Annotated in this window: 19 protein-coding genes; 3 read left to right on the top strand and 16 right to left on the bottom strand. The window is 72.0% G+C overall.

Annotated features, from left to right (window positions below; all coding sequences use genetic code 11):
* The 15 genes from ACWDAS_RS18380 to ACWDAS_RS18310 form a co-directional block, all read right to left on the bottom strand.
* A partial coding sequence (locus tag ACWDAS_RS18380; protein WP_450391632.1) for a flavodoxin-dependent (E)-4-hydroxy-3-methylbut-2-enyl-diphosphate synthase occupies positions 1 to 302 on the bottom strand: 302 nt, incomplete at its 3' end.
* 7 nt (positions 303 to 309) lie between these two features.
* Positions 310 to 1,338 (bottom strand): adenosyl-hopene transferase HpnH, encoded by a 1,029-nt coding sequence (gene hpnH, locus ACWDAS_RS18375; protein ID WP_450391629.1) that lies wholly within the window; start codon positions 1,336 to 1,338, stop codon positions 310 to 312.
* A gap of 5 nt (positions 1,339 to 1,343) precedes the next feature.
* Entirely contained in the window at positions 1,344 to 1,946 is a 603-nt protein-coding gene (locus ACWDAS_RS18370; protein WP_450391626.1) for a phosphorylase family protein, read from the bottom strand.
* The gene (gene shc / locus ACWDAS_RS18365) at positions 1,946 to 3,973 is read right to left on the bottom strand and encodes a squalene--hopene cyclase (protein ID WP_450391623.1); all 2,028 of its coding nucleotides are present in this window, start codon (positions 3,971 to 3,973) and stop codon (positions 1,946 to 1,948) included. The genes ACWDAS_RS18370 and shc overlap by 1 nt, the downstream gene beginning before the upstream one ends.
* A 99-nt stretch (positions 3,974 to 4,072) precedes the next feature.
* Entirely contained in the window at positions 4,073 to 5,194 is a 1,122-nt protein-coding gene (locus ACWDAS_RS18360) for a polyprenyl synthetase family protein (RefSeq protein ID WP_450391620.1), read from the bottom strand.
* The gene (hpnE, locus tag ACWDAS_RS18355; RefSeq protein ID WP_450391617.1) at positions 5,191 to 6,636 is read right to left on the bottom strand and encodes a hydroxysqualene dehydroxylase HpnE; all 1,446 of its coding nucleotides are present in this window, start codon (positions 6,634 to 6,636) and stop codon (positions 5,191 to 5,193) included. The genes ACWDAS_RS18360 and hpnE overlap by 4 nt, the downstream gene beginning before the upstream one ends.
* Positions 6,637 to 6,822: 186 nt before the next feature.
* Positions 6,823 to 7,731 carry a presqualene diphosphate synthase HpnD gene (gene hpnD / locus ACWDAS_RS18350; protein ID WP_450391665.1) on the bottom strand — a complete coding sequence of 303 codons (909 nt, stop codon included), beginning with the start codon at positions 7,729 to 7,731 and terminating at the stop codon, positions 6,823 to 6,825.
* A 26-nt stretch (positions 7,732 to 7,757) separates the two neighbouring features.
* Positions 7,758 to 8,687, bottom strand: a complete 930-nt coding sequence (hpnC, locus tag ACWDAS_RS18345; RefSeq protein WP_450391614.1) for a squalene synthase HpnC — start codon at positions 8,685 to 8,687, stop codon at positions 7,758 to 7,760.
* 609 nt (positions 8,688 to 9,296) lie between these two features.
* Positions 9,297 to 10,088, bottom strand: a complete 792-nt coding sequence (locus ACWDAS_RS18340; protein WP_450391611.1) for an ABC transporter ATP-binding protein — start codon at positions 10,086 to 10,088, stop codon at positions 9,297 to 9,299.
* A complete protein-coding gene (locus tag ACWDAS_RS18335; protein ID WP_450391608.1) occupies positions 10,081 to 11,004 on the bottom strand; it encodes an ABC transporter permease in 924 nt (307 codons plus the stop codon). The genes ACWDAS_RS18340 and ACWDAS_RS18335 overlap by 8 nt, the downstream gene beginning before the upstream one ends.
* Before the next feature lie 75 nt (positions 11,005 to 11,079).
* On the bottom strand, positions 11,080 to 11,925 hold the full coding sequence (locus ACWDAS_RS18330) for a glycosyltransferase family 2 protein (protein ID WP_450391663.1): 846 nt from the start codon (positions 11,923 to 11,925) through the stop codon (positions 11,080 to 11,082).
* A 53-nt stretch (positions 11,926 to 11,978) separates the two neighbouring features.
* Complete coding sequence (locus ACWDAS_RS18325) at positions 11,979 to 12,764, bottom strand: CDP-alcohol phosphatidyltransferase family protein (protein ID WP_450391605.1); 786 nt, start codon at positions 12,762 to 12,764, stop codon at positions 11,979 to 11,981.
* Positions 12,742 to 13,803 carry an iron-containing alcohol dehydrogenase family protein gene (locus ACWDAS_RS18320; protein ID WP_450391602.1) on the bottom strand — a complete coding sequence of 354 codons (1,062 nt, stop codon included), beginning with the start codon at positions 13,801 to 13,803 and terminating at the stop codon, positions 12,742 to 12,744. The genes ACWDAS_RS18325 and ACWDAS_RS18320 overlap by 23 nt, the downstream gene beginning before the upstream one ends.
* Positions 13,791 to 14,540 carry a phosphocholine cytidylyltransferase family protein gene (locus ACWDAS_RS18315; RefSeq protein WP_450391600.1) on the bottom strand — a complete coding sequence of 250 codons (750 nt, stop codon included), beginning with the start codon at positions 14,538 to 14,540 and terminating at the stop codon, positions 13,791 to 13,793. The genes ACWDAS_RS18320 and ACWDAS_RS18315 overlap by 13 nt, the downstream gene beginning before the upstream one ends.
* Positions 14,537 to 16,321 carry a DUF5941 domain-containing protein gene (locus ACWDAS_RS18310; protein WP_450391660.1) on the bottom strand — a complete coding sequence of 595 codons (1,785 nt, stop codon included), beginning with the start codon at positions 16,319 to 16,321 and terminating at the stop codon, positions 14,537 to 14,539. The genes ACWDAS_RS18315 and ACWDAS_RS18310 overlap by 4 nt, the downstream gene beginning before the upstream one ends.
* Before the next feature lie 350 nt (positions 16,322 to 16,671).
* Between ACWDAS_RS18310 and galE the strand changes: the two genes are divergently transcribed.
* The 3 genes from galE (at position 16,672) to idi (ending at position 19,509) form a co-directional block, all read left to right on the top strand.
* Positions 16,672 to 17,658 carry a UDP-glucose 4-epimerase GalE gene (gene galE, locus ACWDAS_RS18305; RefSeq protein ID WP_450391597.1) on the top strand — a complete coding sequence of 329 codons (987 nt, stop codon included), beginning with the start codon at positions 16,672 to 16,674 and terminating at the stop codon, positions 17,656 to 17,658.
* 173 nt (positions 17,659 to 17,831) lie between these two features.
* Positions 17,832 to 18,788, top strand: a complete 957-nt coding sequence (locus ACWDAS_RS18300) for a cation diffusion facilitator family transporter (RefSeq protein WP_450391594.1) — start codon at positions 17,832 to 17,834, stop codon at positions 18,786 to 18,788.
* A 112-nt stretch (positions 18,789 to 18,900) separates the two neighbouring features.
* Entirely contained in the window at positions 18,901 to 19,509 is a 609-nt protein-coding gene (idi, locus tag ACWDAS_RS18295; protein WP_450391591.1) for an isopentenyl-diphosphate Delta-isomerase, read from the top strand.
* A 16-nt stretch (positions 19,510 to 19,525) separates the two neighbouring features.
* Here the strand turns inward: idi and ACWDAS_RS18290 are convergent, their stop codons facing one another.
* Positions 19,526 to 20,017 (bottom strand): ATP-binding protein, encoded by a 492-nt coding sequence (locus ACWDAS_RS18290; RefSeq protein WP_450391658.1) that lies wholly within the window; start codon positions 20,015 to 20,017, stop codon positions 19,526 to 19,528.
* Between the last annotated feature and the right edge of the window lie 212 nt (positions 20,018 to 20,229).

Here is a 20,229-nt window from a genome sequence, read left to right as displayed (position 1 = left end):
TGGATGTCCGCGATCACCGGGATCTGCGACTTCCTCGCGATGGTGGCGAGGGCGTCGGCGTCGTCCTGCGAGGGGCAGGCCACCCGGACGATCTGACAACCCGCCGCCGTCAGTTCCGCGATCTGCTGGAGGGTCGCGTTGACGTCGGCGGTGAGCGTGGTCGTCATGGACTGGACGGAGACCGGGGCGTCGCCGCCCACCGCCACCGACCCGACCTGGATGCGCCGCGAGCGGCGGCGCTCCGCGAGTGGCCGGGCCGGTACGGGGGGCAGGCCGAGCGACACAGGCTCGACAGCTGTCATCGCGACGTCACTTCCCGCGGTTGCCCGTGACGGTCTCGCGGGTGGCCCTGATGGACTCCTTGAGGGAGGTCATCGTGGCCAGGACGGCGGTCGGCTCGTAGCCGCAGTGCGCCATGCAGTTGGCGCAGCGCGGGTCCTTGCCGCGGCCGTACTTGCTCCAGTCGGTCTCCTCGATCAGCTCCTTGTACGTGGTCACGTAGCCGTCGCTCATCAGGTAGCAGGGCCGCTGCCAGCCGAAGAGGGAGTAGTTGGGGATGGCCCAGGCCGTGCAGGGGAAATCGACCTTGCCCTCCAGGAAGTCCAGGAAGAGCGGGCTGTGGTTGAGCCGCCACTTCTGCCGGTTGCCGCCGGAGAACGCCTTCTTGAACAGCTCGCGGGTCTGCTCCACGCCCAGGAAGTGCTCCTGGTCGGGGGCCTTCTCGTAGGCGTAGGCGGGCGAGATCATCATCTCGTCGACCTGCAGGTCGTCATTGAGGAAATTGAGCACCTCGATGATGGTCTGCGGGGTGTCGGTGTTGAAGAAGGTCGAATTGGTGGTGACCCGGAAACCGCGCCGCTTGGCCTCCTTGATCGCCTCGACCGCCTCGTCGAAGACGCCTTCCTTGGCGACCGACTCGTCGTGCCGCTCGCGCAGTCCGTCGATGTGCACGGCGAAGGCGAAGTAGGGCGAGGGGGTGAACTTCTCCATCTTCTTGCGCATCAGCAGGGCGTTGGTGCAGAGGAAGACGTACTTCTTCCTTGCCACCAACTGCCGTACGATCTCGTCGATCTGCGGGTGCATCAGCGGTTCGCCACCGGCGATCGACACCATCGGCGCACCCGATTCCAGGACGGCGCCGACTGCCTGCGCCACGGGCATGCGCTGCTTGAGCACGCCCGCCGGATGCTGGATCTTTCCGCAGCCCTCGCATTTCAGGTTGCAGGCGAAAAGCGGCTCCAGTTCGACGATGAGCGGGAACTTCTCTCGCCTGCGGAGCATTTTCTGTTCGAAGAGGTAGGTGCCGACCCTGATGGACTGTCGGAGCGGCATGGCCATCTAGCTCACCTCCAGGGGAGCGCGGTAGAGCGGTGCCAATCGAGAAAAGCAGGAAGAAGATCCCTCAGCACGCGGAACGCGGTGATTCCGGTGCGGAGTGTGCCGACCCGCACAAGCTCGTACTCGGGCGTGTCGACGACCACGCGGGCCGCGGCGACCGGGCGTGGACCCCGGGCGAGCGCGGCCCGCATCATCGCCGCCGACTCCATGTCGACGGCGACCGCACCGGTGGTCCGGAGCGCGGCCCGCTCCGGACCCCGTACGACATGGTCCGACTCGGCGAGCCGGCCGATGTGCACGGTATGCCCCGCCGCCTTGAGCACGGCGGCGAGTGATTCCCCGTCAGGCGGCTCGTCGGCGACGACCACGTCGCCGGGCCGCATGCCGGTGGCCAGTCCGGCGCAGAAGCCGGTGGTGAGGACCGCGGCCCCGTCAAGGGCGGGGTCGCGCAGCGCCTGGGTGACGGCGCGCTCCGCTGCCTGCGGCCCCATGCCCGTGCGCACGAAGCTGACGGGGCCGGCGGCGTGCGTGCGGTCGCCGCCGCGCAGTGCGAACCGCTCCACCCGTAGGGCGCAGACGATGAGCAGCGGTGGGCCGGACGGCCCCATCAGGCCCCCTTCCGTAGCTCGCCGAACGGCTCGCCGCGCACATAGCGCCCGAGGGCGGTGAGCGGGAAGACCATCCGGTAGAGGTGGTAGTTGATGGAGAAGTCCCGGGGGAAACCGGTGCCGGTGAAGTACGGCTCGTCCCAGGAGCCGTCCTCCTGCTGGGTCTCCGCCAGCCAGCGCACGCCGCGCGCCACGGCCTCGCCGTCGCGTTCGCCCGCCGCCAGCAGGGCCAGCAGGGCCCAGGCGGTCTGGGAGGCGGTGGACTCGCCGCGGCCGATCCACTCGGCGGAGGAGTACGAGCGCAGGTCCTCGCCCCAGCCGCCGTCCTCGTTCTGCACGGACTCCAGCCAGGTGACCGCCCGCCGGATCGCCGGATGGCTCGCCGGCAGGCCCGCCACCACCAGGGCGGGGACCACGGACCCGGTGCCGTAGATGTAGTTGACGCCCCAGCGGCCGAACCAGGCCCCGTTCTCCTCCTGTTCGGCCAGCAGCCAGTCGATCCCGCGCCGGGTGTGGGGATCGTGCTCCAGACCGAGCGCGGCCAGCATCTCGACGACGTGGGCGGTGACGTCGGCCGACGGCGGGTCGATGACCTCCCCGAAGTCGCAGAAGGGCAGCCGGTTGGGGAAGGCGCTGGTGTTGTCAGCGTCGAAGGCGCCCCAGGCCCCGTTCTTCGACTGCATCCCGATGTTCCAGCGCACCCCGCGTTCCACCGAGGTCTTCACCCGGACCGGGTCCGGGTGGTCGACCCTGAGCAGGGCGAGGACGACCTCCGCGGTGTCGTCGATGTCGGGGTAGGTGTCGTTGTGGAACTCGAAGGCCCAGCCGCCGGAGGGCAGGTCGGGCCGCTGGACAGCCCAGTCGCCGCGCTTGGTGATCTGTTCCCCGAGCATCCAGTCCACCGCCTTCACCAGCGCCGGGTGGTCGGCGGGGACGCCGGCGTCGGCCAGCGCGATGGTCGCCAGGCAGGTGTCCCAGACCGGGGACTGGCACGCCTCGATCATCCGCGTGTCCTTGTCCGGCCAGACCGCGAAGTCGTCCAGTGCCTTCAGTCCCGCGCGCAGCACGGGGTGGTCGAGATCGTAGCCGAGCAGGTGCAGCGCGATGACGGAGTAGACGGCGGGCGGCTGGATTCCGCCGAAGCAGCCGTCGTTCTCCTGGCGTTCGATGATCCAGCGCGCCGCCGAGCGCATCGCGGCCCGGCGCAGCGGGCGCACGCTGACCTTGCGGTAGGCGTGCAGCGCCCGGTCGAGTCGCTGGAAGAAGCCCTCCCAGCTGGACAGCGGGGCGCGCGCGGCGGGCGGGTTGGGCCGGGCGGGATCGGTGTGCAGCTCGTCGAGAGTGAAGGGAGCGGGCCGTACGGGCCGGTGGGCGCCGACGACGGTCAGCGGCACGATGGTCTGCCGGGCCCAGCTGGCGAAGGAGTAGATGTTGAGCGGGACCCACTTGGGCAGGTAGATGAGCTCGGGGGGCAGCTCGGGGAGGTCCTCCCAGCGCCACCAGCCGAACAGCGCGAGCCAGATCCGGGTGAACACCCGGGCCCGGGCGATGCCGCCCTGCTCGCGGACGAAGGCCGAGGCCGCGGCCATCCAGGGCGCGTCCGGGGCGTCACCGGCCAGCCGCAGGGCGACGTAGGCCTCGACGGTGGCGGAGATGTCGCCGGGCCCCCCGTGGAAGGTGGGCCAGGCGCCGTCGTCGCGCTGCTGGGACCTGATCCAGCGGGCGGCGGCCGCGGTGACGCGATCGTCCTGGATGCCGAGGAACTGACGGAGCAGCAGGTCCTCGGCGTCCATCGTCACATTGGTCTCGAGGTCGCCCTTCCACCAGCCGTCTGGATGCTGACGCTCCAGCAGGTGGCCGATGGCTCGGCGCGCGGCGCGCGCCGCGAGTTCCTCGGTCGTGCGTGCCGCGCCGTCGAGGACGGACCCGGGCGTCGGCTCCGGGATCGTGCCCGAGGCCTTCGGTCTGGCCGAGGGTGTCCCGCGGGCCGCCTCGCCCCCGGGACCGCCGTCGGTCGTCGCTGTCATGGCTTCCCCTTTGCACAGTCGTTCTGTCTGCGGTGTTGGGGCTGCCGTCGGCCGTCACGCGCGCCCGGCCGGCGACGTACTGCGCTCCAGTTGTGTCGTCTACTTCTCGCGAACCACCACGAAATCCGCCAGGCCCACGAGCTTACGGCGAACTTCTCCCGGCATGTCCATTTTGTCGAGTGCGGCGATCGCGGTGGCGTACTGCCGGCGGGCTTCCCGGGAGGTCCACTCCCGGCCACCGGCCTCCTCGATCAACGCCGCCCTCGTCGCGAACTCTTCCTCATCGAATGACTCAATATCATTACGGTCCGACGAATCCGCGGCCTTCGCATCCGCTGCGAGCAGCTCGGCAAGCCGCTCCGAGGCCGGTCCGCCCGCGGCGAGCGCCGCCACCACCGGCAGGGACTTCTTGCGCTGGCGCAGGTCGCTCCAGGTCTGCTTGCCGGTGGCCGCCGGGTCGCCCCAGATGCCGAGCAGGTCGTCGACGGCCTGGAAGGCCAGGCCCAGGTGGTAGCCGTACTCCTCCAGGGCGTCGGCGTCGGCCTCGGAGGCGCCGCCGAGCACCGCGCCGATGGAGCAGGCGCAGGCGAGCAGGGCACCGGTCTTGTTGCCCTCCATCTCCAGGCACTCCTCGACGGTGACCCGCTCGCGGTGCTCGAAGGAGATGTCCTGGGCCTGACCGTCGATCAGCTTGCGGGTGGCGGTGGTGAGCCGGCGGGTGGCCCGGCCGGCCTCGACGGTGCCCTGCTCCAGCAGGATCTCGTTGGCGAGGGCGAAGAGCGCGTCGCCGACCAGGATGGCCTGGGCGGGTCCGTGGACCTTCCACACGGTGTCGCGGTGGCGGCGCTGCTCGTCACCGTCCATCAGGTCGTCGTGCAGCAGGGAGAAGTTGTGGACCAGCTCCACGGCGACCGCGCCGGGGACGCCGACCTCGGGGGCGGCGCCCGCCGCCTCGGCGGACAGCACTGCGAGTGCGGGGCGTACGGCCTTGCCGCTGTCGCCGTGGGACGGGTTGCCCGCGGCGTCGATCCAGCCGAAGTGGTAAGCGGCGACGGTGTCCATCGGGGGTGCGAGGCGGTCCACGGCGGCGCGCAGCACCGGCGTGGACAGCTCGCGGCCGCGCTCCAGCATCGCGGTCACGGTCGCTCTGTCGACGCCCGCGGTCATCTGCTCGTTGCCAGCGGTCACATTCTCTCCTCTGATTGCACTGGTGATGCTCATACCGGCTCCAAGCCTTCGATTGCGAAGGGTCGTGGGTCGAAGGGATGGCGGAGTGCGGTCAAAGCTGCTCGGGAGGCTTGCAAACCGCTGCGGACCGCGCTTTCCATCGTCGCGGGCCAGCCGGTGGCGGTCCACGCACCGGCGAGCCAGACGCCCGGTGCCCGGGTGCGGGAACCCGGGCGCAGGGCGCCGACACCGGGGGCAGGCGCGAAGGTCGCGGTCCGTTCCCTGGTGACGAAGAAGTCCAGGACGGCGGCGTCGCGCGCTGCCGGGAGCAGCCGCTCCAGCTCCGGGAGGTAGCGCTCGCGCAGCTCGGCCACGGGGAGGTCGATCTCCTCCTGGGCCGCCGACTGGGAGAGGGCGACGTACTGGCCGCCGCCGGTGAGCCCGGAGTGCTCCGTACGGTCGAAGACCCACTGCACGGGGCTGCCGAGGGCGGCGAGGAACGGCTGCCGGAGGACCTTGCGGTCGTAGACGACGTGCACGTTGAGGATGGGCGCGGTGCCGATGCGCAGCAGCGCCTCCGGGTCCTCCAGGGCGCCGGCGGGGAGCAGCCCGTGGGCCTCGTGCTGCGGCACGGCCAGGACGACGGTGTCGGCCGTGAACCGTTCGCCGCGGCCTGGGCCGGTCTCGGCCTCGACCTCCCAGACCGGGCCGGCGTCCTCGGACCCGGCCGCCGCGGACCGTACCGGCTCGGGCGCGTCCGTGCGGGTGAGAGAGGTGGCGCGGGCGCGCAGCAGGGTGCGGACGCCCGCCTTGTCGAGGGCGGTGCGGGCGCGGTCGTCGTGCAGTTCGCCGAGCGGACGGGCGGCCCAGCCGATGTCGGCCGCGCCGGGGGCGGAGAGCAGCCCGGTCTTGAAGACCATGGCGGCCAGGCCCAGTGACGCCTCGTCGGCGGTGGCGTTGAGCGTCGCGACGCCGACCAGGTCCCACAACGCCTCGACGGTGCGGGCCGACTGACCGTGCTTCCGCAGCCAGTCGCCGAAGTCGGCCGCGTCCAGCGCGGGGTCGGCGGGGTCGAGCGAGCGCAGCGCGAGGGCGGCCCGGCCGACGGAGGCCCGCTCGGCCAGGGACAGGTGCGGATAGGTGGCCAGGCTGGCGGCCAGGTGCAGCGGTACGGGCAGCGCGGTGCGGCGCAGCCGGCCGAGCCGCGGCCGGGAGGCACCCACGTCGAGCACCGGGACGTCGAGCCGGTCCTGGAGCGTGACGAGGTCGGCCGCGTCGATGCGGTCCAGGAACCGCAGGTAGGCGACGCAGCAGCGCAGGAAGACGTGCTGGCCGTTGTCGACGGTCAGGTCGCCGCGCCGGAAGGAGAAGGCGAGCCCGCCGAGCCGGGGCCGGGCCTCGAGCAGGGTGACGCGCAGCCCGGCGTCGGCCAGTGCCAGTGCCGCCGTCGTACCCGCGAGGCCGCCGCCGATCACGACGGCCGTGCGCTCAGTCATGCGTCCTCCCCCGGGTGCCGCCGCGCGAGGCACGGCGCACCGTTGCCGACAGTGACGCCTTCGGCACGGCGGCGGTTGCCTCAGGGCGGCGGAAAACAGCGGTTTCCCGCGACGCCGCCGCTCCCGTGCCGATTGCGGCGCTTTTGCCGATGCGGGGGAAGGGGCCCGCGGGCGGTGGGGCGGGGGTCACGCGCGCCTCCTGGCGGCGCGGCGGGCGTCGAGACCGGCGAGGCCGCGTGCCGCGACGTACGCCTTCTGGTGGCCGGGCAGCGAGACGCGGCCGCGGAGCACGGCCTCGGGGTCGGCGGCGATGCGCTCCAGGAGCCGGCGGTAGATGCCGGCCATGGCGGAGACGCAGGCGCCGCTGCGTCGGTCGAGCATGGGCAGCAGCCGGTATCCCTCGGTGAACAGGGCGCGGGCCCGCTTCACCTCGAACTCGATCAGGCCGGCGAAGTCGGAACCGGGCGGCGGCGTGTCGGTGTGGAACCCGGCCGAACAGCCGAACTTCGCGAGGTCGTCGGCCGGCAGGTAGGTACGGCCGTTGGAGGCGTCCTCGCGCAGGTCACGCAGGATGTTGGTGAGTTGCAGGGCGAGACCGAGGGTGTCCGCGTACTCCGCGGCGCGCTCCCGGCCGGGCGCGCCCGGCAGCGTGCCGAAGACGCCCAGCGAGAGCCGGCCGATGGCGCCGGCGACGCAACGGCAGTAGGACGCGAGGTCGTCCCAGGTCTCGTAGGTGTCGCCGCGCAGGTCCATCTGGACGCCGTCGATGAGCTCGTCGAGCCCGCCGAGCGGGATCGGGAAGCGGCGCGCGGCGTCGGCGAGCGCGACGGCCACCGGGTCGGTGTCGTCCTCGGCGACGGCGCCCTCCGTGATCCGGGTGAGCAGGGCGCGGGTGTCGTCCAGCCGGATCTGCTTGTCGGCGAGGTCGAGGTCGCCGTCGCCGATGTCGTCCACCCGCCGCGAGAGGGCGTAGAGGGCGGACATGGCCTGCCGCTTGGGGGTGGGCAGCAGGCGGATGCCGTAGGCGAAGTTGCGGGCTTCGTGGCCGGTGACGACCTCGCAGTAGCGATACGCCGCGAGCACCGGTCCGGACATGCGATCGGAGCCGTTCACAGTCCGGCTCACCCCTCTCTTCGCAATGTCGACCCCACCTCGCGCAGCAGGCTGAACGTGCCCGCCTTCGGCGGCCCCGGCAGCACGTCGTACCCCGCGTCCGCGATCGCCCGCAGGGCGGCGCGGCCTCCTCCGGCGAACCCGGCGAGCAACAGCCTGAGCCTGCCGTGGACGCTACCCACCAAGGGGGTGCCTTCATTCAGGAGGTCTCGGGCGCGTTCCGCTTCGTACGCAACCAGTGCGCGCACCTGTGCGCCCGCGGTCGCGGCGGTGAGATCGGTTTCGGTGACGCCGAAGCGCTTCATGTCCTCGGCGGGCAGGTAGATGCGGTCGCGGCCGAGGTCCTCGGCCACGTCCTGGAGGTGCTCGATGATCTGCAATGCGGTGCAGATCGCGTCCGAACGGCGGATCCGCTCGGGCGTGGCGGTGCCGGTGATGCCGAGGACGAGCCTGCCGACCGGGTTCGCCGACAGCTCGCAGTAGGCGAGGAGGTCGTCGTACGTGACGTAGCGGCGGACGACCTGGTCCTGCCGGTTGGCCTCGATCAGGCCGAGGAAGGGCGCGGGGGTGAGCCCGTGCCGGCGGACGGTGGGGTGCAGGGCGCGGAGCAGGGGATGCCGGATGTCGTCCGGGCCGGCGTCGAAGACCCGGCGCAGGTCGGCCTCGAAGGCGTCCAGCATCGCGAGGCGGTCGCCGGCCGCCTCGGCGGGCAGGCCCAGCCGTACGGCGTCGGTGCGGCCTCCGTCGGTCAGGTCCCCGTCGCCGATGTCGTCGACGAGCCGGGCGAAGCCGTAGACCGCCATGAGGTCGGCACGCCAGGAGCGGGGGACGAAGAAGGGCGCGACGGGGAAGTTCTCGCGGGCCGCCTTGTCGAGGACGGCACGTGAATGGGGGTCCGGCGCCGTGCTCGCCCGCGCCTCGGGCTTGAGACCGGTCACCGTGGACGTCCCGGCGTGCGGGCGGTGGGCGCTTTCTCCCCAGGGGTCCACAGAGCCATTGCCGTCACATCCCCCGTTCTACACCGATAGCCCATTACACCCAATTTCGGACACGCCGCTCCTATAATTCCTGCTCCGGGCCGTCCGAGCACCCGAACCGACTCTCCGGACGTATCGCCTGAGATCCGGCGATTGAGCACCGCTACAGCTTACGGCGCGGACCCGCTCCGGCGTGCGCCGGGGGGCGGACCGATGTCGATCCGAAAGCAGGAACGCACAAACGGAGGGTCCTCATCCCCGGTGTCTCGCAAAATCCCGGGAAAATCATCAGCCCCATCCGCCCCGGAATCGGCGCGCCGCGGATGCGCCGGGTCGCCGCTCACCCACTCGGCGTAGCCGTGCCCGGGCGCGGCGGACGTAGCGGTCTGCGGGAGTCACACGAGAAAGGGCGACGGCCGTGGCGGCACGGGCGGGAACGGGGGTCAACACCGCCTGGGGCAAGGAAGTTCCGCGGGCAACTCGGCCTGCCCGCGCTCGGGGCGCCGGGACGTCCCGGACGGCGCCCGCGGGCCGGGCCGCATCGCGATCAGGGGCGCGGACCGCGCGGCGTCACTTCGCCGTGAACTCCTCGTACGCCTTCAGCACGACGTCGGTGGGACCGTCCATGCGCAGCTCGCCCTTCTCCAGCCACAGCACACGGTCGCAGGTGTCGCGGATCGACTTGTTGTTGTGGCTGACCAGGAAGACCGTGCCGGCCTCCTTGCGCAGCTCGCGGATCCGCGCCTCCGAGCGCTTCTGGAACGAGCGGTCACCGGTGGCGAGCGCCTCGTCGATCATCAGCACGTCGTGGCTCTTGGCCGCCGCGATCGAGAAGCGCAGGCGGGCGGCCATGCCGGAGGAGTACGTGCGCATCGGCAGGGAGATGAAGTCGCCCTTCTCGTTGATGCCCGAGAAGTCGACGATCTCCTGGTATCGCTCCCGGACCTCGTCCTGGGACATGCCCATGGCGAGGCCGCCGAGGATGACGTTGCGCTCGCCGGTCAGGTCGTTCATCAGGGCGGCGTTCACGCCCAGCAGCGAGGGCTGGCCCTCGGTGAAGACCTTGCCGCTCTCCGCGGGCAGCAGCCCGGCGATCGCGCGCAGCATCGTGGACTTGCCCGAGCCGTTGGAGCCGATCAGGCCGATCGCCTCGCCGCGGTAGGCCGTGAAGCTCACACCGCGCACGGCGTGCACCTTGCGTACGTTCGGATTGCCCTTGCGGGTGACCAGGCGGGACAGGGCACCGACGGCGCTGCCCTTGCCGGTGCCGGCGCCGTGCACCCGGTACACGATGTGCAGGTCGTCCACGATCACCGTGGGGACGCGCTCACCGCCCGTCGCGGCGTCGTAGTGCTCAGCCACGGCCGTACTGCTCCTCAGCCTTCCAGAAGTACACAAAGCCCCCGACGCCCATCACCAGGGCCCACCCCAGCGCCGTCGCCCACACGTGCGGCGGCAGTTGCGCGGAGGTGAAGCTGTCGATCAGCGCGAAGCGCATCAGGTCGATGTAGACGGCCGCCGGGTTGAGGTCGAGGGCGATCTTCACCACGGCCGGCGCGCCCGCCGCGAAATGGCTGATGCTGTACATGACACCCGAGGTGTACATCCAGGTGCGCAGGATGAACGGCATCAGCTGGGCGAGGTCGGTCATCTTGCTGCCCAGCCGCGCCATCACCAGCGCCAGGCCCGCGTTGAAGACCGACTGCAGCACCAGCGCCGGGATCGCCAGCAGCCACGACAGACCCGGCACCTCGCCGGTCATCAGCACGATCGCCAGCAGCACGAACATCGACATCAGCAACTGCTGCAGCTGGACGAGGGTGAACGCGATCGGCAGGCTGGCGCGCGGGAAGTGCAGCGCGCGGATCAGGCCGAGGTTGCTCGAGACCGCGCGCACCCCGGCGAGCGCCGAGGACTGGGTGAAGGTGAAGATGAAGACACCCGTGACCAGGAACGCGATGAAGTTGTCCACACCGCGGTCGGTGCCCAGCAGCAGGCCGAAGATGAAGTAGTAGACGGCCGCGTTGAGCAGCGGTGTCAGCACCTGCCACAGCTGGCCCAGCCGCGCCTGGGTGTACTGCGCCGACACACGGGCCCGGGCGAACGCCGAGATGAAGTGACGGCGGCTCCACAGCTGCCGCACGTACTCGGCGAGGCCCGGCCGGGCACCACTGACGGACAGGCCGTACTTCGCCGCCATCTGGGACGGCGTGAGACCGCCGTCCCCCGAGTGCGCCGAGCCCACGGCGACCGCACCGTCGTGCGTTGTCTCGCTCACAGTTGACACTTTCGTCCTCTAGTTGCGCCACGGGACCGGGTCCCGGTGCGCAGAGTGCACTCTCGTCCGAGCTTGTCAGATGATCGGGGGCCGGCCCAGTCGGGCGAGTCGCCACACAGTCCGCCACCGCATGGGCCGGCGCGGGCCGCTCGGGGTCGTCCAGCCCTCCTTGAAACCGCCGAACCACGCTCTCAGCGCGGGCCCCGAGGGCCGGCGCAGCAGGGTCAGCAGCATCCACACGCCCAGGTACACGGGCACCAGGGACCAGGGCAGGTTGCGGCGGGCCAGCCACACGCGGTTGCGGGCCACCATGCGGTGGTAGACCGCGTGCCGGCTGGGGGCGGTCAGCGGGTGGAAGAGCACCATGTCCGCGCGGTAGTCGATCATCCAGCCCGCGTCGAGGGCCCGCCAGGCGAGATCGGTCTCCTCATGGGCGTAGAAGAACTCGTCGGGCAGGCCGCCGACCTCCTGGAAGACCGCCGTGCGCACGGCGTTGGCGCCGCCCAGGAAGGTGGTGACGCGCGAGGAGCGCATCGGGTCGGAGGCACGCAGCCGGGGGACGTGGCGGCGCTGGGTGGTCCCGGACTCCGGGTCGGCGATGCGGAAGCTGACGATGCCGAGCCGGGGGTCCGCCGCGAAGGCCTCGCGGACCAGCTCGGCGGTGTCCTCGTTCGGCAGCAGTCCGTCGTCGTCCAGGAAGAGGAGGACGTCGACCTCCCGGCCGCCGGGGCCGAAGGCCTCGATGCCGACGTTGCGGCCGCCGGGAATGCCCAGGTTCTCGGGCAGCTCGACGGCACGCACGCCGGGAGGCAGCTCGGGCAGCGGCGAGCCGTTGCCGACCACGGCGATCTCGATCGCCGGGCCGCGCTGCTTGGCGACCGAGTCCAGCAGGTCGCGCAGCTCCTCGGGGCGGTTGCCCATGGTGATGATCACCGCTCCGAGGCGGAGCGTTCCGGCCGACGTCCCCACGGCGGTCACCTCAGCCTGCTCGACGCGAGGATCGACACCAGGTGCAGCAGCGTCTGCAGCACGGCGATGGCGGCCAGGACGCAGACGGCGATGCGCGTGAAGAGCAGGTCGCCGTGGACGAAGTCCGCGACACCGGCGACGAGGATCAGCAACGACGCCTCGACGCCACCCACCAGCCGGTGGAACTTCAGCGCGGAGGCGGCCTTGCGGGCCAGCGCCAGGCCTGAGGAACGGGGCGCGGAGGCCTCGTCCTGGACGGCGGGCAGGCCGCTGCGGGAGCGGGCCACGTCCACCAGGTCGGTCTCGGCCTTGATCAGGATCGCGCCGAGCGCGGCCAGCGTGCCGAGGAAGGCCCAGCCCCACTGGGTGGTGGCACCGTCGCGGTGGAAGAGGTCGGCGGCGCGCAGCCCGAAGCCGACCAGCAGCGCCGCCTCGGACAGGTAGTGCCCCACCCGGTCGAGGTAGACGCCGGTGATCGAGGTCTGCTTGCGCCAGCGGGCGACCTCCCCGTCCACGCAGTCCAGCAGCAGGTACAGCTGGATGAGCAGCGCGCCCGCCACCGCACCGGCGAGGCCGGGCACGAGCAGCGCCGCACCGGCCGCGATGCCCGCGACAATCATGAGATAGGTGAGCTGGTTGGGGGTCACCCGGCTGTTGACGAGGTGCCGGGTCCAGCGCAGCGAGATTTCCCGCATGTAGATGCGTCCGGCCCAATGTTCACCGCTGCGCCGGTCCTTCAGCCCCGCGGGGTGAACGACCGGTCGCAGCTCAGCTACCGATGGTTTTGGCATAGTCGGCGTATGCGTCCCTGATCTGGTCGGTGGAGAGCTCCAGGTGCTCCAGGATCGTGTAGCGCCCGGGGCGGGTCTGCGGAGCGTATTCGATGGCCTTGACGAACTCGGCCTCGGTGAAGCCGATTTCGCCCGGTGTGGTGGGCAGTCCGTGGCGGTGCAGGACCTCGGCGAACAGGCCTGCCTCCTCCGTGGCACCGCGCAGGAACATCGCGAAGGCGGCGCCGATGCCGACCTGCTCTCCGTGGGCGGCGGCCCGCTTGGGGTACAGCAGGTCGATCGCGTGACTGATCTCGTGGCACGCACCGGAGGCGGGGCGGCTGTCGCCGCTGATCGACATAGCGATCCCGGTGAGGACGAGGGCCTCGGACAGGACGGTCAGGAACTCGTCATCGCCCGTGCCCCCGGGGTGCCGGAGCACCGACTCGCCGGCGGTGCGCGCCATGGCGGCTGCCAGCCCGTCGATCGGCTCGCCGGTCTCCCGGTGGGACAGCTCCCAGTCCGCGATCGCCGAGATGTTGGACAGGGCGTCCCCGATGCCGGAACGGACGTAGCGGACCGGGGCCTCGCGGATCACGTCGAGGTCGATGACCAGCCCGATCGGGGTCGGAACGCCGTACGAGCCACGGCCGTTGTCGTTGTCGAGGGTGGACACCGGGGAGCAGATGCCGTCGTGCGAGAGGTTGGTCGCCACCGCCACCAGCGGCAGGCCGACCCGCGCGGCGGCGTACTTCGCGGCGTCGATGATCTTGCCGCCGCCGAGGCCGACCACCGCGTCGTAGCGGTTGCCGCGCATGGCGTCGGCGAGCTTCACGGCACCGTCGATGGAGCCGCCGGCCACCTCGTACCAGTCGGCCCCCGGCAGCGCCGGGGCGAGCCGCTCGCGCAGCACGGCCCCGGAGCCGCCGCTTACCGCGATGGCCAGCCTGCCGGAACTGGAGATGCGCTGGTCGGCCAGGACAGCCGCCAGGTCGTCCAGCGCTCCGGCACGGATGTCGACCACGAGCGGCGAGGGGACGAGCCTCGTCAGTACTGGCACGCGATCTCCCGGGCCCGGTTGAGGTCGTCGTGGTTGTCGATCTCGACCCAGGAGACCTCGCCGATGGGGGCGACGTCGACCTGGAAGCCGCGGTTGACCAGCTCCTGGTAGCCGTCCTCGTAGTACAGCTGCGGGTCGCGCTCGTACGTGGCCTTCAGCGCGTCGGCGAGGTCGGCGGCGGCCGCGCCCTCGATGAGGGTGACGCCGATGTACTCGCCGGTGGCGGAGGCCGGGTCCATGAGCTTGGTGATCCGCTGGACGCCCTTGCCGTCGGCGGTGATCACCTTCATCTCCTCGTCGGCGAGCTGCTTCACCGTGTCGAGGGCGAGGATGATCCGCTGCCCGTCGCCGCGGGCGGCGAGCAGGGTCTTCTCGACGGAGACCGGGTGCACGGTGTCGCCGTTGGCGAGGATGACGCCTTCCTTGATGACGTCACGGGCGCACCACAGGGAGTAGGCGTTGTTCCACTCCTCCGCCTTGTCGTTCTCGACGAGGTGGATCTTCAGTCCGTACTTGGCCTCCAGCGCGGCCTGCCGCTCGTACACGGCCTCCTTGCGGTAGCCCACGACGACGGCGGCCTCGGTCAGGCCGACCTCGGCGAAGTTGCCCAGCGTGAGGTCCAGGACCGTCGTGGTCCCCTCACCCGCCGGGTCCACCGGAACCAGGGCCTTCGGCAGAGTGTCGGTGTAGGGGCGCAGTCGCCGTCCGGCGCCGGCAGCCAGCACGAGGCCGATCATGCAGGTCCTCCAGTTTCGTCGTGTACAGCGGGTGCTTTCGGGGACACCCAGAAGCCGATGCTCTCGGTGAGCTCCACCACCGCCAGCGCGACGGCGAGGACCGTCAGCGCGACCGTGAAACCCGTGTTGTGCGCCAGGGCCGCGGCTGCCGCGGTGACCAGCAGTACCCGGCCCTCGTGACCACCGGTCGCACGTACCAGGGCCCGAGGGGGCGCCCCGGTCCCGCCGCGGATGCGGTACACCGTGTCGTAGTGATGGTAGGCGACCGCGGCCACCAGGCCGAAAGCCGCAGGCAATGCTCCGTTGACATCGGAAACCGCCGCGAGTACCAGGATGGTTCCGTATTCCGCCGCCCGGAAGACCGGCGGCACGAGCCAGTCCAGGGCCCCCTTGAGCGGGCCGGCGACGGCGAGGGCCGACGTCACGGCGTAGCAGCCGGCGGCGACGAGCGGCCAGGGACTGCCCACCGGGGCGAACAGCGACGTGGCGATCATCACGGCCGCGCCGGCCAGTGCGGCGGCCGGGAGGCCGCGGCCCCGGAAGAGGCGGGCGAGGCCCTCGGCGACCGGGCCGGTGTCGGCGAGGTCGGCCAGCGCCCGGGCGGCGCGGTCGCTGCCGGCGGCCTTGCGGGTCACCGAGCGCAGCACGCGGCCCGCCGTGGTGTAGCAGGCGGCCAGCCCGCAGCCGATGAGGAGCACCGTGAAGGTGATGCGCGGCGTGGTCGCCGCTGTGAGCACTGCGATCAGCGCCCAGCGTTCGCCGATGGGCAGCACGATCATGCGGCGCAGCCAGACCGTCCAGCCGACGCGGTCGAGCCGCTGGGACAGGACCGTGGCCCCGGCCCGGGCCTCGCCCTCCGCGCCCTGGACGGTCTCCGCGAAGGCGAAGTCCACGACGTGGCGGCAGGTCTGCAGCACCATGGCGCCGAGGGCCAGCGCCCACACGTCGTCGCCGCCGCGCGACGCACCGATCGCGAGGCCCGCGTAGTACGCGTACTCCTTGGCCCGGTCGAAGGTGGCGTCGAGCCAGGCCCCGAGTGTGGAGTACTGCAGCGAGTAGCGGGCCAGCTGGCCGTCGGTGCAGTCCAGCACGAAGGACGCCAGCAGGAGCACGCCCGCGGCGACGAACCCGGGGCGGGTGCCGGTGGCCGCGCAGCCGGCCGCGATCAGCGCGACCAGCAGGGAGGCGGTCGTGACCTGGTTCGGGGTGAGCCCGCGGCGGGCGCACCAGCGCGCGATGTAGCGGGAGTACGGGCTGATGAAGAAGGTGGTGAAGAAGCCGTCGCGGGACTTCACGGCGCTGCGCAGCCGCACCGCCTCGTCGTCGACGGCGGCGACGGCGGCCGCGGCGCGCTCGCGACCGGCCGCGTCGGCGGGGGCGGCCGCGACCAGGACGCCGAGATCCGGCCGGTGCACGGGGACGCCGTCCTTGTCCAGGCGCCCGGCGAGCCGGTCGACGAGGGTCTCCTCGTCGTTCCGCTCCTCCCCGGTCTCCCCGAGGGCCCGCAGCAGGGCGGTGCGGGCGGGGGGCCGTACCGAGACGGCGCCGGGGACGGCGGAGGCGTCGAAGCGGGGGTCGGTCAGCCCGAGCCGGAGGGCGTGGACGTGCCCGACGAAGCGCGGGTCGACCACGGCGACGCGTTCGGCGGCCGGAACGGCGTCGAGGAGTACGGCGAGCGAACCGGCGTCCTCCGCGGTGACGACGTCGAAGCCCAGGTCACGGAGGTCGCCCTCGATCGGCGACATCGCGACCGGCGTGCCGGTGAGAATGGCGGTCGGCAGAAGGACTCATCTCCCTGGACGTGCGTATGTGCTCGGGGACGCCACGGCCTCGTGGGCGCGGCGCCGCGCCGGGGGGCCGTGTCGGCAGAGGCTATCGGATTCCCGGAAGGCCCCGTTCACCGGCCGTTTCCCCTGCTGTGGGCCGCGGGGCGTGATCATCATGATGGATCGCGGGCTCGCCGACAACCGCCGGGTACGCGCCGCCCGGCAGGCCTCACGGAGAGTGCCCGGAGGCGTCTCGGGGGACTGGCACGGGGAGCGCCCGGTCCCACCGGGTGCGGCTTCCGGCGGGGTGGGCACACGGACCGCCCGGGGGCCCCGGGCCTTCGCCGAACAAATAGGGTGACGCCATGACATGGTTGATCACCGGCGGAGCGGGCTTCATCGGATCTCATGTGGTGCGGGCGATGATCCGCGCCGGCGAGCGCGTGGTCGTGCTCGACGACGGCTCGGCCGGTGTGCCGGCCCGGGTCCCCGCGGAGGTTCCCGTGGTGACGGGGTCCGTCCTGGACCGCGCGCTGCTGGACCGCGCGATCGCGGAGCACGGCGTCACGGGTGTGGTGCACCTGGCCGCCAGGAAGCAGGTCGGGGAGTCGGTCGAGCAGCCGCTGCGCTACTACCGGGAGAACCTCGGCGGCCTCGGCGCGCTGCTGGAGGCGGTGGCGGAGGCGGGGATCGGCCGCTTCGTCTTCTCCTCCTCGGCGGCCGTCTACGGTCTGCCCGAGGTTCCCCTGGTGACCGAGTCGACCCCGTGCCTGCCGCTGAGCCCGTACGGCGAGACGAAACTGGCCGGTGAGTGGCTGGTCCGCGCCGCCGGGCGGGCGCACGGGATCTCCACCGCCTGTCTGCGCTACTTCAACGTCGCGGGGGCGGCCGAGCCCCGGCTCGCCGACACCGGGGTGTTCAACATCGTCCCGATGGTCTTCGAGAAGCTGACCCGCGGTGAGGCCCCGCTGATCTTCGGCGACGACTACCCGACCCCGGACGGCACCTGCGTCCGCGACTACATCCACGTCGAGGACCTCGCCGACGCCCATCTCGCCGCGGCCCGCTGGGTCGGCGAGCGGGACGGCGCCGCCGACCTGACCGTGAACATCGGGCGGGGCGAGGGCGTCTCCGTGCGGGAGCTGATCGCGATCATCCTCGAGGTCACCGGCCGCAAGGACGTCGAGCCGGTGGTCGTACCCCGGCGCGCCGGCGACCCGGCGAGCGTGGTCGCCTCGGCCGAGCTGATCCGCCAGGAGCTGGGCTGGACCGCGGCACGCGGGGTCCGGGAGATGGTGGAGTCCGCCTGGGAGGGCTGGTGCCTGAACCACCCCGAGGCGCGCCCGGCCTGACCACGGGCGGCCCGCTACGCCCTGTGCGCGCGCCATCGCCGCAGGTCACCGCAGATGGCAACGGTCTTCGGCGGCGAGTTGCCCACGGACGGTGACCGTTGTTCACTGGGCTCGCCGGTCTCCGCGCACGGACACGCCGCGGCGCGGAGGGCGACGGACGGGAGTATCGGGCGATGGGGGCAGGGCACGGGCACGCGCACGGGCACGGCCACTCGCACGGGCCGGGCTCCGCACCCACCGGCACGGCGGCCGCGGCGTACCGCGGGCGGCTGCGCATCGCGCTCGGCATCACGCTGCTGATCCTGGTGGCGGAGGTCCTCGGCAGCGCCCTCACCGGTTCGCTCGCCCTGCTCGCCGACGCCGGGCACATGGCGACGGACGCGGCGGGCCTCGCGATGTCGCTGGTGGCCATCCACTTCGCGAACCGCCCGCCGAGCGAGCGCCGCACCTTCGGGCTGGCCCGGGCCGAGATCCTCTCGGCGGTGGCCAACGCGGTGCTGCTGTTCGGCGTGGGCGCGTACATCTTCTACGAGGCGATCCGCCGGCTGGTCACGCCCACCGAGGTCGAGGGCGGGCTGACCATCGTCTTCGGCGTGATCGGCCTGCTGGCCAACACGGTGTCCCTGCTGCTGCTGATGCGCGGGCAGCGCGAGAGCCTGAACGTCCGGGGCGCCTTCCTGGAGGTCATGGCGGACGCGCTGGGCTCGCTCGCCGTGGTCGTGGCGGCGGTGGTGATCCTGGCGACCGGCTGGCAGCAGGCGGACCCGGTGGCGTCGATCCTGATCGGCCTGATGATCGTGCCGCGGACGTGGCGGCTGCTGCGGGAGGCGATCGACGTCCTGCTGGAGGCCGCGCCCAAGGACGTGGACATGGCCGACGTGCGCGCGCACATCCTGGCGCTGCCCGGGGTGGACGGGCTGCACGACCTGCATGTGTGGACGATCACGTCGGGGATGCCGGTGCTCTCGGCCCACGTCGTGGTGAGCCGGGACGTCCTGGACGCGGTCGGCCACGAGAAGATGCTGCACGACCTGCAGGGCTGTCTCGGCACCCACTTCGACGTGGAGCACTGCACGTTCCAGCTGGAACCGGTGGGGCACGCGGAGCACGAGGCACGGTTGTGCCACTGACGGCGTGGCGCCCGGTTCGACGCAGTGTCACGGAACCGGAGCGCGCTGCAACCACGCCCCGTGTCCCCGCGTGAGGCAGACTGAGGTCTTGTCGTCGATGCAAAGGATGGCCATGCCCACAAGCCCCCCCGCCGACCGGCCCCGCACCCCCGCCGCGGACCCCTCATCCAACGGCGCCACGGCGCCGATCCTCCTCGAGCTGGTCGACGAGGACGGCCTGACGATCGGCACCGCGGAGAAGCTGTCGGCCCACCTGCCGCCGGGGCAGCTCCATCGGGCGTTCTCGGTCTTCCTCTTCGACGGCGAGGGCAGGCTGCTGCTGCAGCGCCGGGCGGCCGGGAAGTACCACTCCCCCGGCGTGTGGTCGAACACCTGCTGCGGCCACCCCTACCCGGGCGAGCCGCCCTTCGTCGCCGCCGCGCGCCGCACCGCCGAGGAGCTCGGCGTGGCGCCCGCGCTGATGCGGGAGGCCGGCACGGTCCGCTACAACCATCCGGACCCGGCGTCGGGCCTGGTGGAGCAGGAGTACAACCACCTCTTCGTCGGCCTGGTGACCGCGCCCCTGGACCCGGATCCGCTGGAGATCGGCGAGACCGCGTTCGTGACGCCCGCCGAGCTCGCCGCGCTCCGCGCCACCGGGCCGTTCTCGGCCTGGTTCCCGACCGTGCTCGATGCCGCCCTTCCCGCGGTGCGCGAGCTGACCGGCGACGCGGGCTGGTAGCCGCCGGTCGCCCCGTTCAGTGCACCAGGCCGGGCGGCAGCGGGAGCGCGGCCCAGATGACCTTGCCGCCGGTGGTGGTCTGCTGGACGTCGCACATCCCGCCCGCCTCGGCGGTGACCGTCTTGACCAGCAGAAGACCGCGTCCGCCGGTGTCGGCGTCGTCGACCTGGAGGGCCTTGGGGCGGTACGGGTGGTTGTCCTCCACGGCCACCCGTACCCAGTCCACGCCGACGGCGAACTCGACCGCGATCTCCGGCGACAGCAGCGCGGCGTGCCGGACCGCGTTGGTGACCAGCTCGGAGACGATGAGGAGCAGGCCGTGCAGCAGCTCCTCGCTGACCGGTACGCCCTGCCGGACGATCAGATCGCGCACCGCGTGCCGGGCCTGGGGCACGGAGGAGTCCAGCGCGGGAGCGGTGAAGCGCCACACACCTTCGTAGGGGCGCGGGACAGCCGGCGCCATCGGGGGCACCGGGTCGGGGGGCGGGACGCTCCCGCGTACGTCCATGGCGGTCTTCACCCTCGCATTCACGCGATGCTCCCCGCAGTCCCCGGGGCCGTCCACGACGGGCGGCGGGGTCCGCCTCACGGATCGAGTGTCGGCAGCCGACGGGCCCGGCCCGAGCCGCTGACCGTAAATCCGCATCTTTCGACCGTCTCCGACTCAAGGCGATCGGACATGCCAGGCAGGTGAGCCCAACTGATCCGGTGGTTCCAATT

It is taken from the genome of Streptomyces sp. NPDC001070 (assembly GCF_053598835.1).
Note: the sequence above shows the minus strand (reverse complement) of the source record. Positions and strands in the feature narration are given on the sequence as shown.

Coding starts and splice junctions, on each gene's coding strand:
- ACWDAS_RS18300 (WP_450391594.1), top strand. CDS start 17,832: ATGGGGGCAGGGCACGGGCACGCGCACGGGCACGGCCACTCGCACGGG.
- hpnH (WP_450391629.1), bottom strand. CDS start 1,338: ATGGCCATGCCGCTCCGACAGTCCATCAGGGTCGGCACCTACCTCTTC.
- shc (WP_450391623.1), bottom strand. CDS start 3,973: ATGACAGCGACGACCGACGGCGGTCCCGGGGGCGAGGCGGCCCGCGGG.
- galE (WP_450391597.1), top strand. CDS start 16,672: ATGACATGGTTGATCACCGGCGGAGCGGGCTTCATCGGATCTCATGTG.
- ACWDAS_RS18315 (WP_450391600.1), bottom strand. CDS start 14,540: ATGATCGGCCTCGTGCTGGCTGCCGGCGCCGGACGGCGACTGCGCCCC.
- idi (WP_450391591.1), top strand. CDS start 18,901: ATGCCCACAAGCCCCCCCGCCGACCGGCCCCGCACCCCCGCCGCGGAC.
- hpnD (WP_450391665.1), bottom strand. CDS start 7,731: ATGTCCGGACCGGTGCTCGCGGCGTATCGCTACTGCGAGGTCGTCACC.
- ACWDAS_RS18370 (WP_450391626.1), bottom strand. CDS start 1,946: ATGGGGCCGTCCGGCCCACCGCTGCTCATCGTCTGCGCCCTACGGGTG.
- ACWDAS_RS18360 (WP_450391620.1), bottom strand. CDS start 5,194: ATGAGCATCACCAGTGCAATCAGAGGAGAGAATGTGACCGCTGGCAAC.
- ACWDAS_RS18290 (WP_450391658.1), bottom strand. CDS start 20,017: ATGGACGTACGCGGGAGCGTCCCGCCCCCCGACCCGGTGCCCCCGATG.
- ACWDAS_RS18325 (WP_450391605.1), bottom strand. CDS start 12,764: ATGCCAAAACCATCGGTAGCTGAGCTGCGACCGGTCGTTCACCCCGCG.
- ACWDAS_RS18330 (WP_450391663.1), bottom strand. CDS start 11,925: ATGGGCAACCGCCCCGAGGAGCTGCGCGACCTGCTGGACTCGGTCGCC.
- hpnE (WP_450391617.1), bottom strand. CDS start 6,636: ATGACTGAGCGCACGGCCGTCGTGATCGGCGGCGGCCTCGCGGGTACG.